Origin of the sequence: Peptoanaerobacter stomatis, assembly GCF_000238095.2 — a bacterium.
Taxonomy (GTDB): Bacteria; Bacillota; Clostridia; order Peptostreptococcales; family Filifactoraceae; genus Peptoanaerobacter; species Peptoanaerobacter stomatis_A.
Genome location: NZ_JH815225.1, coordinates 486926 through 504437, shown reverse-complemented (window position 1 = coordinate 504437; position 17512 = coordinate 486926). Strand labels below are relative to the sequence as shown.

The window sequence follows — 17512 nt, the reverse complement described above, 5'->3', positions numbered from 1 at the left end:
ATAAGCGGTTATTTATTTTTTATATATTATTCTTAAATATTAAACTATTTAGTGTGTTTAATTATTTTCTGCCATCTTTTTATATCTCTTATATCTGAATATAGAGTCTTCTTTTGCCATATCGTATAATTCTTGAGCTATTTCAGGGAATGTCTTTTTAAGTGATGTATATCTTACTTCTGAATCCAAGAATTCTTGGAAGCTTGCTTTAGGCTCTTTGCTGTCTAATGTGAACGGATTTTTACCATCTTCTATAAGTAGTGGGTTATATCTGTATAGATGCCAGTATCCGCAATCAACTGCTCTTTTTTCTTGGTTTATTGTTGTTCCCATACCGCTGTGTATTCCATGATTTATACAAGGTGCGTAGCATATTACTATAGATGGACCGTCATAACTTTCAGCTTCTTTTAATGCTTTTATAAGCTGATTCATATTTGCTCCCATAGCTACTTGTGCAACATATACGTATCCGTATGTCATAAGCATTGCGCCTAAGTCTTTTTTTCTTACTTTCTTACCGCTTGCGGCAAATTTTGCTACTGCTGCACGTGGTGTTGATTTGGATGATTGTCCTCCTGTATTTGAGTAAACTTCTGTATCAAATACAAGTATGTTGAAGTCTTCTCCTGATGCCATAACGTGATCCAATCCGCCATAACCTATGTCATATGCCCAACCGTCTCCACCAAAACTCCATATGCTTTGTTTTACAAGATAGTCTTTTAGATCATTTATTTCTTTTAAATCTTTATCTGCTGAGTTTTTAGTTAATTCTACAATTTGATTTTTAAGTGATTTTGTTATTTTTGGGTCTTTCATGTTGTCAATCCATTTGTTGAATACTTCTTCGCATTCACTGTTAGGATTTGCTTTCATATATTTTTCCATATGAAGTTTGATTGTATTTCTTAATTTTTTTACTGCGAGTGCCATACCGTAACCGTATTCTGCGTTATCTTCGAATAATGAACTCGCCCAAGCAGGTCCATGACCTTCATGATTAGTTGTAAATCCTGTAGATGGATATGAACCTCCCCATATTGATGAACAACCTGATGCGTTTGCTATTAGCATTCTGTCTCCGAACAACTGTGTAACTAATGTTGCATATGGTGTTTCTCCGCAACCTGCACATGCACCGTGGAATTCGAGTAGAGGTTGTTTAAATTGTGAACCTTTTACTGTGTTATCTTCCATAAGTTCTTCTTTAGGAGAAAGTTTCATTGCATAATCCCAATTTTTGCTTTCTTCCAATTCTTCTCCAAGTGGTACCATTGTGAGTGCTTTTTCTTTGGCAGGACACACATTTGCACAATTGCCGCAACCTGTACAGTCAAGGACGGATACTTGTATTTTGTATTGTAAGTTATCCAAGCCTTTTCCGTTTGCTTTGATAGTTTGGAAACCTTCAGGTTTATTTGCATTTTCTTCTTCGTTTAACAAGAATGGTCTTATTACTGCGTGAGGACATACAAAAGAGCATTGATTACATTGTATACAATTATCTTTATTCCACTTAGGTACGTTTACAGCTACAGCTCTTTTTTCATATTTTGTTGTTCCGTTAGGCATTGAGCCTTCTTCTCTTTCCATAAAGGCTGAAACAGGTTTGTTATCTCCTTTTTGTGAGTTTAACGGTATTAAGATTTCTTTTACATATTTTGGATAATCTTTTTCTACCGATTTATCTTGTGCATCTTTCCAATCTTCAGGTATTTCTATTTTTACAAGATCGTCTTTACCTTTGTCTACTGCAAGGTAATTCATATTTACTATGGCATCACCTTTTTTACCGTAAGTTTTTTTGATGGATTCTTTCAGTCTTTCAACTGCTTCTTCTATAGGTATAACATTTGATAATTTGAAGAATGCTGATTGCATTATCATATTTGTTCTTGTGCCTAATCCTATTTCTTCTGCTATATGTGTTGCGTTTATTGTGTAGAAGTTTATTTTTTTCTCATATAGCTCTCTTTTCATATGAGCAGGTAGATTTTTTGACAATTCGTCTATATTCCATATAGTATTTAAAAGGAAAGTTCCGCCTTCTTTTATTCCTTCTAAAAGATGATAGTTATCTACATAGGATTGCATTGAACAGCTTATGAAGTCAGGTTTAGTTATCAAATATGTGGATTGTATAGGTTTACTTCCGAATCTTAGGTGTGATATTGTTACTCCGCCTGATTTTTTTGAATCGTATGCAAAATAGGCTTGTGCGTACATATCAGTTCCATCGCCTATTATTTTTATGGCTGATTTGTTGGCGCCTACTGTACCGTCTGAACCGAATCCCCAGAATTTACATTTTATAGTATCTTTCGGCTCTGTTGTGATTATGTCTTTTATTTCTAAGTTTGTGTGTGTTATATCGTCTATTATTCCTATTGTGAATCTGTCTTTAGGTTTGTCTGATTTCATATTGTCAAATACTGCTTTTATTTGACTTGGTGTTGTGTTTTTAGAACCTAAACCATATCTTCCGCCTACTATAACAGGTTTATTTTCTTCTCCTGAATATGCTCCTAATATGTCATAATGAAGCGGTTCAAATGGACTTCCTTTTTCCTTTGTTCTATCTAATACTGATATAACTTCTACTGTTTTAGGTATTACACTTAATAGAGCTTCTTTTGAGAACGGTCTATATAATCTTACTTTTACAAGTCCTACTTTTTCTCCTTGTTCTATTAGGTAGCTGATTGTTTCTTCTATTGTTTCGTTTACTGAACCCATTGCTATTATTATATGTTTTGCGTCTTTTGCTCCTACATAGTCAAACGGTTTGTATTTTCTTCCTGTGAGTTCTCCTAATTTTTCCATGTATTCAATCACAGTAGGCACTACCGTATCATATCTTTTATTTGATGCTTCGGCTCCTTGGAAGTATACGTCAGGATTTTGTGCTGTTCCTTTTGTATATGGATGTTCAGGATTCATACTTTTGTTTCTGAAGTTAAGTATTGCTTGTTTATCTACTAACTGTTTGTATATATCATAGTCTACACTTTCTACTTTTTGGAATTCATGTGATGTTCTAAAACCGTCAAAGAAGTGTAAGAAAGGTATTCTTGTTTTGATGGCTGTCAAGTGAGATATTGCTCCTAAGTCTAATATTTCCTGAACCGATCCTGATGCCATCATTGCAAAACCGGTTTGTCTACATGCCATGACATCTTGGTGATCTCCAAATATTGAAAGGGCATGAGTTGATAATGCTCTGGCAGCCACGTGAATTACTCCTGGTAGTAATTCTCCTGACATCTTGTACATATTAGGTATCATAAGGAGTAAACCTTGTGATGATGTGAATGATGTTGCAAGTACACCTGCTGATAAAGCCCCGTGCATTGCACCTGCTGCTCCTGCTTCTGATTGTAATTCTGTAACTTGTACTTGTTCTCCGAATATGTTTTCTTTATTATTTGCCGCCCATGCATCGATAAGCTCTGACATATCTGATGATGGTGTTATAGGATATATTGGTGCAACTTCGGAAAAAGCGTATGCAACTGTTGCAGCTGCTGTATTTCCGTTTAATGTAATCATCTTTTTCATTTTATGATAATCCTTTCTTTAGTCCTGTTATTTTTTATCTTTATATTTTCACAAATATCTTTTCATATCTTTTTTATTATGAAAAAATAGAATATTGAAAAGAAAACTGTGGTATTCTTTACTTATTTAATACAATTATTTAAAAATATAAGAATTAATTATTTTTGCATCTGTCAAGCATATCTTTGGTAGGGTCTATTATTTTTAAATTTGTAATTTTTTCTATTTCTTCTTTTATGTATGGAAAATGAGTGCAACCAAGTAATATAGAATCTACTTTGAATTTGCTTGAATTTATATTTTCTATATAGTGTATAAAACCGTTTATATTTAATTCTTTGATTATATCTATTGGAGTTTTTTTAGCTTCTATAGATTCTACTATGCTTACATTTCCATAGCATATTGTATTTACACCTTTATTATGCTCTCTTATTATTTTATCAATCATAAAAGCGGAAAGTCCGTTTGCTCCCATTATTACGATATTTTTACAATAAGTTGGAAGATGTTTATATGATTCTAAGGGTGTAATTATTTCTATGTTTAATTCAGATGAAATCTTGTTGTAATCTACACTACAACTAAGCGAATTGCAGTATAAGAAAATTTTTTCGCATCCTTGTTCTTTGGCTGTCTTGCATTTTTTGATGAACAATTCTTCCAATTTTGTTTTTGAGTAGTATTGACTTTCAGATTGTTCGTTGCAAGTATTTGACATTGGCAAAAAAACAGATGTATAATCATAACTTTCTATTAAATCACAACCCATCTGAGTATCTACCACTGTGCCGGCTATTACACCTAACTTCATAAATTCTCTCCTTTCGATATATGATATAATCAATGTGTATATAATTTTTTATATAATGCTTATTTTTATTATATGCATTAAATATTTAATACATAAATTATTTTAATTACATAAAAATATATATGTAATTAATTATAAATTCTTCATCAGTCAGTATAAATAATGTTGAATATTTTGGAAGAAATATCATAATAATAGTAATTAATTTTTAAAAATTAATTACTATTATTAAATTTAACTTACTGTGTTATAATTCTTAAAATATTAAATTATTGAATCTAAGGCTTGTTTTAAATCTGCTATTATATCTTCAGGATCTTCGTGTCCTATGGATAATCTTACTAAACCTTCTGCTATATCTGAATCTTTTCTTTCTTGTTCTGTATAAGTAGAGTGTGTCATACTTGCAGGATGTTGTATTAGAGTTTCAGTATCGCCTAAGCTTACTGCCAACATACAAAGTTTTACAGCGTTCATCAATTTTATACCAGCTTCTTTTCCGCCTTTTACTTCAAATGAAATCATAGCTCCCGGCATTTTCATTTGCTTTTGTGCAAGTTCGTATTGTGGGAATGATTTTAATCCCGGATAGTATATTGATTTAACTGCAGGATGTGTTTCTAAGAATTCAGCAACCTTCATAGCATTGTCACAGTGTCTTTGCATTCTTATAAGTAAAGTCTTCATTCCTCTTCCTAAAAGAAAAGCGTCAAATGGACTTAAAACTGAACCTGTACAATCTTTTACTCCTACCAATCTTACTTGATCTATCAACTCTTTTTTTCCTACTGCAAAACCTGCTAAAACATCTCCGTGTCCGTTTAGATATTTAGTAGCTGAGTGTACAACCAAATCAGCTCCTAATTCTAATGGTCTTTGTATAACAGGTGTACAATATGTGTTATCTACAACTACTATACAATTAGGTTTTTCGTGAGCCATTTTAGCTATTTCTTCTATATCCGCAAGGTACATATTAGGGTTTGCAGGGCTTTCCATATATATCATTCTTGTATTTTCTTTCATTGCATTTTTTATATTGTTGATATCTCTGAAATCTACAAAAGTTGTTTCTACTCCGAATCTTGGTAGAACATGATTTAATAGAGAAAATGTGCATCCGTAAAGTGTCTTAGGTGCTATTACATGATCTTTAGCATTTAACATTGTCCACATAACTGATGATATTGCGCCTATTCCTGAAGCTGTTGCTACAGCAGCTTCTCCACCTTCCAATACGGCCAATTTTTTTTCTACAACACTTACAGTAGGGTTACCTAATCTTGTGTATATGTATCCATCTTCTTGTAGAGCAAATCTTCTTCCACCTTGTTCAGCAGAGTCAAATACGAATGTTGATGTTTGATATATTGGTGTTGCAAGTGCTCCAAATATATTTTTTTCGTAACCTGCGTGTATTTGTTTAGTTGAAAATCCCATATTGTCGTTCATTTTCATTTTTCTTTCCTCCTAAAATTTTATATTTTAATAAATTAGTAAATTATATTTAATATATTTTCGACTATTTAAAAATTTGAACTATTTTTCATCAGCGGCTTTCCACTCTTCGAAATTCCATGGATGCTTATTGATATATCCGTTAGCAAATGGTATAAATATTGATGCTATTGCGAAAATTGCTAATAGATATTGATACCATAAGAATGGCATTATATCCATTGGATTTAATACACCTTCTGTGAATTTTGCAGCGATTAATAATTGTGCTCCGTAAGGTATAAAACCTTGCATTATTGCTCCGAAACAGTCAAGTAAAGATGCACTTCTTCTTGGATCAACTTTGAATTCTTCGGATATATTTCTTGCTATAGGTCCATCTATGATTATAGCAACTGTATTATTTGCAGTAGCGGCATCAGTTAAAGCTGTTATAGCAGCAATTCCTACTTCTGCAGATTTTTCGCCTTTTATGAAAGATTTTATTTTGTCTAATAGCCAGTTCAATCCTCCGCCATGAGCAACTAAAGCTGCCAAACCGCCTGTAAGCATAGATAATAGGAATATTTCGAACATTCCGTTAAAACCGTCATAAGCAAAGTTAGTGAACTCTAAAAGTGAGAAAGAACCAAATGATATTCCGATGATACCTGATAATATAGTACCGAGTGTCAATACTATAAATACGTTCATACCTGCTATAGCACTAATTAATACAAATAAGTAAGGTACGATTTTTACTATATTATATTCATATGTTTCTGCTTGAATAGTGCCTGGTGCTTTACCAAATATCAAAAGTAATATTACAGTTAATAGCATAGCTGGTACTACCATTACGAAGTTTGTTCTAAATTTATCTTTCATTTGAACGCCTTGTGTTCTTGTAGCGGCAATAGTAGTATCTGATATTACTGATAGGTTGTCTCCAAACATTGCACCGCTCACCAAAGCACCTACTATCAAAGGCATAGATATTCCTGTTTTATTTGCGAAACCAACTGCTATTTGTCCAAGAGCAACTATAGTACCCACAGAAGTTCCTGTAGATATTGAGATAAAACAGGCTATTAAGAATATTCCGACAGTTATCAAACTTGGGGGTATTATACTAAGACCTAAGTTTACAACAGAATCTACACCACCCATATTTGAAGATACTGTAGAAAATGCGCCGGCAAGTATGTAAATTATACACATTATTATTATGTTTTCGTCACCACAGCCTTTTATAAATATAGAAAATTTATCATCAATTGAGCCTTTTATAAGGATAAAAGCTAATATTATACCGATTATTACTGCAATCGGAGCTTTAAAGCCATAAAATCCCATGGAATCACCTTGGTTTACAAGAATGATACCGATTGATAAATAAGATATTATAAACGCTAAAAATGGTATAAGAGCTATAAAACTGGATTTTCGTTCTTCTTTCATGACATCCTCCTAAATTACGAATTTTTCCACTCATCATCTTCAATATTGTATTTTTTTATTCTATTGATAAGTAATGTGTGGGTAACTCCGATATTTTTTGCTGTATTTCTTATACTCTTGTATTTACGTAAGTATTTTAGTATAAGTTCTCTTTCAAATTTGGATACTGTTGTTCCAAAATCGTTTTCTTCGATAGAAATATTTTCAAATCCGTTTGTTTTATCGAAGATTATATGTTCCTTTTTTATAGTATTATTAGAGGTCAATACAACAGCTCTTTCTAATACATTTTGCATTTCTCTTATATTTCCCGGCCAGCTATATGATATAAGTGTTGATTCTGCATCATTGCTCAGAGAAATATTTTGCTTATCATATCTTGTAGATAGAATTTTTAAAAAATAATTTGTAAGTTTAGGTATATCATCTTGTCTTTGTCTTAGTGGTGGTAATTGAATTCTAAAAATGTTAAGTCTGTAGAATAAATCCATTCTAAAACTGCCTTCATTTATAAGTTTTTCCAGATTTCTGTTTGTAGCTGAAATTATTCTTACGTTCATATCTTTTTCCTTTTCAGAGCCTATAGGACGTATTTTTTTCTCTTGCAAAACTCTTAAAAGTTTAGCTTGCAGATGGTAATTTAATTCTCCTATTTCATCAAGGAATACTGTACCTCCTTCAGCCATTTCAAAAATACCTATTTTTCCGCTTTTGTTTGCTCCTGTAAAACTTCCGGCTGTGTATCCGAATAACTCTGATTCTAAAAGTTCGTCAGGTATAGCGGCACAATTTATACTCACAAATGGCATCTTTGACCTTTTAGATTCTGAATGTATAGCTCTTGCAAACATTTCTTTACCTGTACCGCTTTCTCCAGTTAGAAGAATAGATGCGTCTGAATGAGAATAATGTTTAGCAGTTTCTATAATCTGTCTAAATTTTCGGTCATCACCCATTATATCATCAAAGGTTATAACACTGTCATAAAACAAATCTTCCTTGATTTCTTTCAATGTGAGTAAGTGTCCACAGAAAATACCTTCTTCAGAGTAGAGTGGATTCATATTCAATAAGAAGTTTTTATTTTTTATTTGAATATTTTTGTTTTTTATAAAGTCCACTGAGCTTTTTTTATCAGATTTTATACAGTTTTTTAAATCTTTGTCATCTATAAAATCGAATATTAAATGTCCTGTCCTAACGTTTTCAATGAAATCAAAAGATACTTTATTTCCATATTCAATTACACCCTTACTATCTAATATTATCACCCCTTCACTAATTAGATTAAGCACACTTTTTAGACCTATATCCTTTTCCTCAAAAGACATAACATCTATTTCTTCCATATAGTCATAGCCGTAAACTTTTTCGCATTCTACCCTTATTTCTTCGGTCAAATCGTCCGATATAAAAGGTATCTTCAAATATATTACATTACTATAAACTTCCATGGATATGATAGGAATATCGTGCTTTTTAAATACTGTCAGTATATCATATGTCAAATGAGGTCTATTAATATAAAACATTATTTTTATACGCTTGATATCCATAAACACCTCCTAAATCCTATCGCTAAATATATAAAGCAAATTCTATGCCAATAAATTTTGGGCAATTTTCTAACTCCTACAGGTACATTTTTAAAGCGAAATGGAATAAAATTGAACCTATTTTTAAAAACATTAAAAATTAAAGAAAATTTACGGAATGTTTTCGTTCCTTTTGGAACAATTATATACCAAAAAATGAAAAAAATACATAGTTTAATATTAAATTTTTTAAAAAAATTATGAAATATAAAAATTAGTTAATTATTTATATTTCATTGACAATATGAAAAAAATTTAATATAATAGATTAGATATAGTGTAATATAAAATGGTATAACTGTGCTTATGAGTTATAAAATTGAAATTTATAAAGAGGTGAAACCCTAATGCAACATCCACATCCTGTAAAAATTGGAAGAAGAACGAGAATGAGTTTTTCAAAAATTCCTTCTGTTGCTGAACTTCCAAATCTTATAGAAATTCAGGTTGATTCTTACAAATGGTTTATCAAAGAGGGACTAAGAGAAGTATTTGAAGAAATATTTCCTATAGAAGGTTTTTCCGGTAATGTGAAACTTGAGTTCCTTGACTATATTATAGAAGATATACCTAAATACAACATTGAAGAGTCAAAAGAAAGAGATGTTACCTATGCAACTCCTATAAAAATAAGAGTTAAGCTTACAGTTAAAGATGAAGACGGTACTCAGATAGTAAAAAATGAAAATGCTGAACCTGTATTTTTAGGAGATTTTCCGCTTATGACTGATAGCGGAACTTTCGTAATAAACGGTGCAGAAAGGGTAATTGTAAGCCAAATAGTTAGATCTCCGGGAGTATATTATGCTCAAGAGATTGATAAAACAGGAAATAAACTTATATCATCTACTGTGATACCTAATAGAGGCGCTTGGCTTGAATACGAAACTGATTCAAGCGATGTAGTCAATGTAAGAATAGACAGAAACAGAAAACAGCCTATAACAGTGCTTCTTAGAGCGCTTGGATATAGTAGCGATGAAGAAATAAAAGATTTATTACAAGAAGATGAATTACTCATCCCCACATTACAAAAAGATACTACTAAAAATAAGGATGAGGCTTTACTTGACATATATAGAAAATTAAGACCGGGAGAGCCGCCTACAATAGAAAGTGCTACACTTCTTATAAATAACTTATTTTTCGATCATAGAAGATATGATTTGGCAAAAGTGGGAAGATATAAATACAATAAGAAATTAGCTCTATCAAATAGAATAACTAACAGATACTTGGCAGAAGATGTAATAGATCCTAATACCGGAGAAGTTATATTTGAAAAAGGACATATGCTTACTGCGCAAGATGCTGTAAAAGTCGATAATACAGGTATAAGCTATGTAATGATAGAATTAAGAGACGGTATAAATGATGACAAAGTTGTAAAGGTAATAGGAAATTCTTTTGTAGATATAAAAGCTTATATAGATTTTGATATAGAAGATTTAAAGTTTAATGATAAAGTAAAATACAGCGTATTAAGAGAAATACTCGATAGCTGTGAAAATGAAGAAGATATTAGAAAACAATTAAAACTCAGAAGAAATGAGCTATATCCAAAACATATAACTATGGAAGATATTATAGCTTCAATAAGTTATCAATTCAATTTATTCTATAATGTTGGTAATGTTGATGATATAGATCATCTTGGAAACAGAAGAATAAGAACTGTTGGAGAATTGTTGCAAAACCAATTTAGAATCGGTATGGCAAGAATGGAAAGAGTTATAAGAGAGAGAATGACTACTCAAGATGTTATAGAAATGACTCCAAGCAATCTTATGAATATAAGACCTGTAACATCAGCTATAAAAGAGTTTTTCGGTTCTTCGCAACTTTCTCAGTTTATGGATCAGACAAATCCTCTTTCTGAACTCACTCACAAGAGAAGATTGTCTGCCCTTGGTCCCGGAGGACTTTCAAGAGAAAGAGCCGGTTTCGAAGTTAGAGATGTTCATTATTCTCACTATGGAAGAATGTGCCCTATAGAAACTCCGGAAGGTCCTAATATAGGTCTTATAAACTCACTTTCAGTATATGCAAGAATAAATGAATATGGCTTTATAGAATCACCTTACAGAAGGGTAGATAAGGAAAATCATAAAGTTACTGATATAATAGATTATTTATCAGCAGATGAAGAAGACAAGTATATAAGAGTTCAGGCAAATGAGCCTATAGGAGAAGATGACTGGTTTGTAAATAAAAAGGTTGCTTCAAGAATAGAAAAAGGTACTATCGAGCTTGTTGATGCCAATTTAGTTGACTACGTAGACGTGTCTCCTATGCAGGTTGTATCTGTGGCTACCGCTATGATACCGTTCTTGGAAAATGACGATGCCAATAGAGCTCTTATGGGTTCAAACATGCAACGTCAAGCTGTTCCTCTCGTTAGAAGAGAGGCTCCTATAATAGGTACTTCTATAGAATATAGAGCTGCAAAAGACTCTGGAGCGGTTGTCATATCAAAAAATTCCGGTACGGTAGAAAAAGTATCTGCAGATGAAATTCAAATAAGAGCAGATAACGGAAATTTGGATAAATATAAACTATTGAAGTTCAAACGTTCTAATAACGGAACTTGCGTAAATCAAACGCCTATAGTAAAAAAAGGCGATGTGCTTAATGCAGGAGATGTTATAGCTGACGGACCTTCTACTGAACTTGGAGAAGTTTCTCTTGGAAGGAATTCTCTAATAGCATTTATGACATGGGACGGATACAACTATGAGGATGCTATTTTGATAAATGAAAGACTTGTAAAAGAAGATAGACTTTCATCTATTCATATTGAAGAATATGATTCTGAAGCAAGAGATACTAAACTTGGACCGGAATTGATAACAAGAGATATACCAAATGTCGGAGCAGATGCTATAAAGGACTTGGACGAGAGAGGTATAATAAGAATAGGCGCAGAAGTAAAATCAGGAGATATATTAGTTGGTAAAGTATCTCCAAAGGGAGAAACGGACACTACTCCTGAAGAAAGATTACTAAGAGCTATATTTGGAGAAAAAGCCAGAGAAGTAAAAGACTCATCGCTTAGAGTACCACACGGAGAATCAGGTATAATAGTAGATATAAAAGAATTTACAAGAGAAAATTGTGATGAACTTGCACCGGGTGTAAATAGACTTGTAAGAGTATATATAGCTAAGAAAAGAAAGATACAAGTCGGAGATAAAATGGCAGGTAGACATGGTAATAAAGGTGTAATTTCAAGAGTTTTACCGGAAGAAGATATGCCGTTTTTACCTGATGGTACACCGCTTGAAATAGTGCTAAATCCTCTTGGGGTTCCATCAAGAATGAATATAGGACAGGTGCTTGAAGTGCATTTAGGACTTGCAGCAAAAGCTCTTGGCTGGTATGTATCTACACCTGTATTTGACGGAGCGGTGGAAGAAGATATATTTAATGCACTTGAACTTGCCAACTATCCGAAAAGCGGTAAGCTGCTTTTAAGAGACGGAAGAACAGGAGAGCATTTTGATAATCCTGTAACTGTAGGCTATATGTATATGCTTAAACTTCACCACCTTGTTGATGACAAAATACATGCAAGATCGACAGGACCATATTCAATGGTAACTCAACAACCGCTTGGTGGTAAAGCTCAGTTTGGCGGTCAAAGATTTGGAGAGATGGAGGTATGGGCTTTAGAGGCTTATGGTGCGGCACATACACTTCAAGAAATACTTACTGTTAAATCAGATGACGTTGTAGGTAGAGTTAAAACTTATGAGTCTATAGTAAAAGGTGAAAATGTTCCGGAACCTGGTATTCCGGAATCATTTAAAGTATTGATTAAAGAATTGCAGTCATTAGCTTTAGATGTAAAAGTTCTTACAGAAACAGATGAAGAAATTAAAGTTGATGAAGAACTTAACGATATATTACCTTTTGAAAATATAAGTGAAGAAGTATATGTAAGCGGCGAAAATAGTATGATAAATGAAGATAATATAGATTTAAACAGCGATGATGAGGAAGATTTTGACGGCGAAGACTTTGATATAGATGACGAAGATTTTGACTTTTAGAAAAATATATACTATTAACTAATATTGACGACAGATAATGTTTTTTATGAATAACATTTAAAAACAATATTAAATAATCACAGCTTTTATATGATAGTATAACTTGTAAATTATAAAGTTATGCTGTCATATAAATTATGAAAATATAAATTTTGAAATTTTTAAACCGAAATACTAACCTTTATAAATACTATATTTAATAAAAAGTGAACTATATAAGTATTTATAAAATGGATTTTTACTAAGGGGGAACTTCCTTGTTTGAATTAAATAATTTTGAATCAATACAAATTGCACTTGCATCTCCTGATAAAATTTTAGAGTGGTCTAAAGGTGAGGTAAAAAAACCTGAAACTATTAATTATAGAACATTAAAGCCTGAAAAAGACGGACTTTTTTGCGAAAAAATATTCGGACCTACAAAAGATTACGAATGTAATTGTGGAAAATATAAAAAAGATAAGTTAAAACACAGAGGAATAATATGCGACAAATGTGGAGTTGAAGTTACAAGTTCCAAATTCAGACGTGAAAGAATGGGACATATAAAACTTGCTGCACCTGTATCTCATATATGGTACTTTAAGGGAGTGCCTTCAAGAATGGGAATATTGCTTGATATTTCTCCTAAAGAATTGGAAAAAGTTTTATACTTTGCATCGTATATAGTTATAGAACCCGGAGAAACCAATTTATTAGAAAAGCAAATATTAACTGAAAAAGAATATAAAGATGCAATAGACACATATGGATATGATTCTTTTAAAGCCATGATGGGAGCAGAAGCAATAAAGATATTGCTTTCAAAAATCGACTTAGAAAAATTATCTCAAGAATTAAAAATAAAATTTAAAGATGCAACAGGACAAAAAAGAGTAAAATGTATAAGAAGATTGGATGTTGTAGAATCATTTAGAAAATCAGGAAATGATCCTTGTTGGATGATATTAGACGTTGTACCTGTAATACCTCCTGACTTGAGACCTATGGTGCAACTTGATGGGGGAAGATTTGCAACTTCAGATTTGAATGATTTATACAGAAGAGTTATAAACAGAAACAACAGATTACAAAGATTGCTTGAACTTGGAGCACCTGATATTATAGTTAGAAACGAAAAGAGAATGTTGCAGGAATCTGTAGATGCACTTATAGATAACGGTAGAAGAGGAAAGCCGGTATCAGGCCCTGGAAACAGACCTCTTAAATCACTTACAGATATGCTTAAAGGAAAGCAAGGAAGATTTCGTCAAAACTTGCTTGGTAAAAGGGTAGATTACTCAGGTCGTTCCGTTATAGTAGTTGGTCCTACACTTAAATTCAATCAATGCGGTTTGCCTAAAAAGATGGCTCTTGAGCTGTTCAAACCTTTTGTTATGAATGAGCTTGTAAAAAGAAACTTTGCACACAATGTGAAAGCTGCCAAAAAAAAGGTTGAAAAAGTAGATCCGGAAGTATGGCCAATATTAGAAGATGTAATAAAAGGTCATCCTGTAATGTTAAACCGTGCACCTACTCTGCACAGACTTGGAATACAGGCGTTTGAACCTGTACTTGTAGACGGAAAAGCAATAAAATTGCATCCGCTTGTTTGTACTGCATATAATGCAGACTTTGACGGCGATCAAATGGCTGTACACGTTCCGCTTTCAGTAGAATCACAATATGAATGCAGAACTCTTATGCTTTCAACCAATAACATACTTGCTCCTAAAGACGGGCTTCCAATAACTACGCCTACACAGGATATGATACTTGGAACATACTATCTTACATTATTTGAAGAAGGTGCAAAAGGTGAGGGTAGTGTATACAAAGATTTTGATGAAATGATTCTTGCTTATGAAAATAAAGAAGTAAGTCTTCATGCAAAAGTAAAAGTAAAAGTGAAAAAATCTCCACAAGACGAAGGAAAGTTAGTTGAAAGTACAGTTGGAAGATTTATTTTCAATGAAAATATACCTCAAGATTTAGGGTATGTCGATAGAGAAGTGGATAAATATTCTCTTGAAGTAGATTTTGTTCTTGATAAGAAACAAATAGGTATAGTTATAGATAAATGCTTTAGAAAACATGGAAATGAAGTAACATCTATGATGCTTGACAATATAAAGAATATGGGTTATAAATTCTCAACAAAATCAGCAATATCAGTATCAGTTGCAGATATGGAGATTCCTGATGAGAAATATGACTTAATCTCAAACACAGAAAAACTTATAGAGAAATATGAAAAGAGTTTTAGACGTGGTTTAATGTCTGATGAAGAAAGATATGAAAAAGTAATAGAAGCATGGGCTAAAACAACTGATGAAGTTACTGAAGCTCTTATGAAACATCTTGGACCTATGAACAATATAAATATAATGGCACAATCAGGAGCCAGAGGTTCAAAAAATCAAATTAAGCAGTTGGCAGGTATGAGAGGTCTTATGGCAAATGCGTCAGGTAAGACAGTTGAAATACCGGTTAAATCTAACTTTAGAGAAGGTCTGTCAGTTTTGGAATACTTTACTTCTTCACACGGTGCAAGAAAAGGTCTTGCCGATACCGCACTTAGAACTGCCGATTCAGGTTATCTTACAAGAAGACTTGTTGACGTTTCACAAGACGTAATAATAAATGAAGAAGATTGTGGTTCAACAGAGGGTATAGAAGTATCAGCATTTAAAGACGGTACTGAAGAAATAGAAAACCTATATGACAGAATAGTTGGAAGATATGCGCTTAAAGATGTATTAAATCCTGAAGATAATTCAGTTATAGTATCTGCCGGAGAAATGATAGTAGAAAATATAGCTGAAGAAATAGTAAAAACTGGTGTAGAAAAAGTTTGGATAAGAACACCTATGGATTGTAAATCAAAACAAGGTATATGTGCTAAATGTTATGGAAGAAACCTTGCAACAGGCAGTGAAGTGCCTATTGGAGAGTCAGTAGGTATAATAGCTGCTCAGTCTATCGGTGAACCGGGAACACAGCTTACAATGAGAACCTTCCATACAGGCGGTATAGCCGGCGGAGATATAACTCAAGGTTTGCCGAGGGTTGAAGAGTTATTCGAGGCAAGAAAACCTAAAGGTCTTGCAGTTATAACAGAAGTTACAGGTACAGCAAAAATTGAAGAAAACGGAAAGAAAAAAGAAGCTGTTATAACAGATGATAACGGATATGAATACAGATATGTTATACCTTACGGTTCAATGTTGAAGTTTAAAGACGGTCAAAGAGTAAATGCAGGAGATCCTCTTACTCAAGGTTCAATAAATCCGCATGATATTCTAAGAGTAAATGGTATACAAGGAGTTCAAAACTATATAGTAAAAGAAGTACAAAGAGTTTACCGTTTACAAGGGGTTGACATAAACGACAAACATATTGAAATAATAGTACGTCAAATGATGCAAAAAGCCAAGATTGAAGAGCCTGGAGATACAGAGCTTTTACCTGGTGGAATAGTGGATATAAGAGAGCTTGAGAGAATAAATGCTAAGATGAGAGAAGAAAATAAAGAGGAAGCTAAGTATACAAGAATGCTACAAGGTATAACAAAAGCGGCTCTTTCTACAGATTCATTCCTATCAGCGGCGTCTTTCCAAGAAACTACAAAAGTATTGACTGATGCAGCTATAAAAGGTAGTAAGGACTATTTGAGAGGACTTAAAGAAAATGTCATAATAGGTAAACTTATACCGGCAGGTTCAGTTCTTAGAAGAAAAAAACAAAGAACATCTCAAGAATTTTTAGAGCAAGAAAATTTTCAAAACAATATAAATGAAGAAGAACATATTAATGAAAATGAAGTAAATATGGAAGATGTGATATCAGATTTTTAAAGCAGAATTATTCATACAAAAAATATAGTGAGTTGTAAAAGTTTTCAATATTTAAAAAATATATAAACATTTATTATTGCTTATATGTTATAAATTATATGAATAATTAGGGTTAAAATAATTTTATTTTTAAAATCAAAGAACTAATCCTTGTTATCGGGGATTGGTTCTTTTTAGTAGGAGATAGTATGAAAATAAATAATCTTATTGAAATTCAAAAACTTGTAATAAAAAGTTATTTATCGGATATAAAAATAGCTGTAGATGCGACGCTTGGAAATGGTAATGATACAAATATGATAATAGAGACATTTGGAAAAGATGTAAAAGTATACTCTTTTGATATACAAGAAAAAGCTATTATTTCCGCCAAAGAAAATATAAAAAATGAATATCATAAGAATATAGACTTTATCAATGACTCCCATGAATATATGGATAAGTACGTGAAAGGAAGTCCTGATTTGGTTATGTTTAATTTAGGATATTTGCCAAAATCAGACCATGTTATAAAAACAAATCCATATACTACACTTCATGCAATGGAAAAAGCGATTGATATATTAAAACCTAACGGGCTTATAAGTATAATGTTTTATATAGGACATGACAATGCAAGAGAATATAAGACGTTGTTGGAATATGTAAGGATATTGGATGCCAGAAATTTTAAAGCAATTCATGTAAATCCTATAAATCAAGATGAAAATGCACCTAAATTAGTTATAATTCAAAAAGGAGATAATCTGAATTAAA

The 17512-nt window shown here is 32.4% G+C and carries 8 protein-coding genes; 3 read left to right on the top strand and 5 right to left on the bottom strand.

Features of this window, described 5'->3' with window-relative positions; genetic code table 11:
- Positions 1-57: 57 nt before the first annotated feature.
- From nifJ to HMPREF9630_RS02095, 5 genes are all read right to left on the bottom strand, one after another.
- Positions 58-3561, bottom strand: coding sequence for a pyruvate:ferredoxin (flavodoxin) oxidoreductase (gene nifJ, locus HMPREF9630_RS02115; protein WP_009526892.1), 3504 nt, complete (start codon positions 3559-3561; stop codon positions 58-60).
- A gap of 154 nt (positions 3562-3715) precedes the next feature.
- Positions 3716-4375 (bottom strand): aspartate/glutamate racemase family protein, encoded by a 660-nt coding sequence (locus tag HMPREF9630_RS02110; RefSeq protein WP_009526891.1) that lies wholly within the window; start codon positions 4373-4375, stop codon positions 3716-3718.
- A gap of 264 nt (positions 4376-4639) precedes the next feature.
- A complete protein-coding gene (megL, locus tag HMPREF9630_RS02105) occupies positions 4640-5833 on the bottom strand; it encodes a methionine gamma-lyase (protein ID WP_009526890.1) in 1194 nt (397 codons plus the stop codon).
- An 81-nt stretch (positions 5834-5914) separates the two neighbouring features.
- On the bottom strand, positions 5915-7273 hold the full coding sequence (locus HMPREF9630_RS02100) for a Na+/H+ antiporter NhaC family protein (RefSeq protein WP_009526889.1): 1359 nt from the start codon (positions 7271-7273) through the stop codon (positions 5915-5917).
- 14 nt (positions 7274-7287) lie between these two features.
- Entirely contained in the window at positions 7288-8829 is a 1542-nt protein-coding gene (locus tag HMPREF9630_RS02095; RefSeq protein ID WP_009526888.1) for a sigma-54 interaction domain-containing protein, read from the bottom strand.
- Between the two features lie 386 nt (positions 8830-9215).
- Here HMPREF9630_RS02095 and rpoB point away from each other — a divergent pair, with 386 nt between their 5' ends.
- The 3 genes from rpoB to mnmM all read left to right on the top strand — a co-directional run bounded on the left by rpoB (position 9216) and on the right by mnmM (position 17511).
- On the top strand, positions 9216-12920 hold the full coding sequence (rpoB, locus tag HMPREF9630_RS02090; protein WP_009526887.1) for a DNA-directed RNA polymerase subunit beta: 3705 nt from the start codon (positions 9216-9218) through the stop codon (positions 12918-12920).
- A 257-nt stretch (positions 12921-13177) separates the two neighbouring features.
- Positions 13178-16756: a DNA-directed RNA polymerase subunit beta' gene (rpoC, locus tag HMPREF9630_RS02085; protein ID WP_009526886.1), complete on the top strand. Its 3579-nt coding sequence runs from the start codon at positions 13178-13180 to the stop codon at positions 16754-16756.
- Between the two features lie 188 nt (positions 16757-16944).
- Positions 16945-17511 carry a tRNA 5-(aminomethyl)-2-thiouridylate-methyltransferase MnmM gene (mnmM, locus tag HMPREF9630_RS02080; protein ID WP_009526885.1) on the top strand — a complete coding sequence of 189 codons (567 nt, stop codon included), beginning with the start codon at positions 16945-16947 and terminating at the stop codon, positions 17509-17511.
- Position 17512 lies beyond the last annotated feature (1 nt).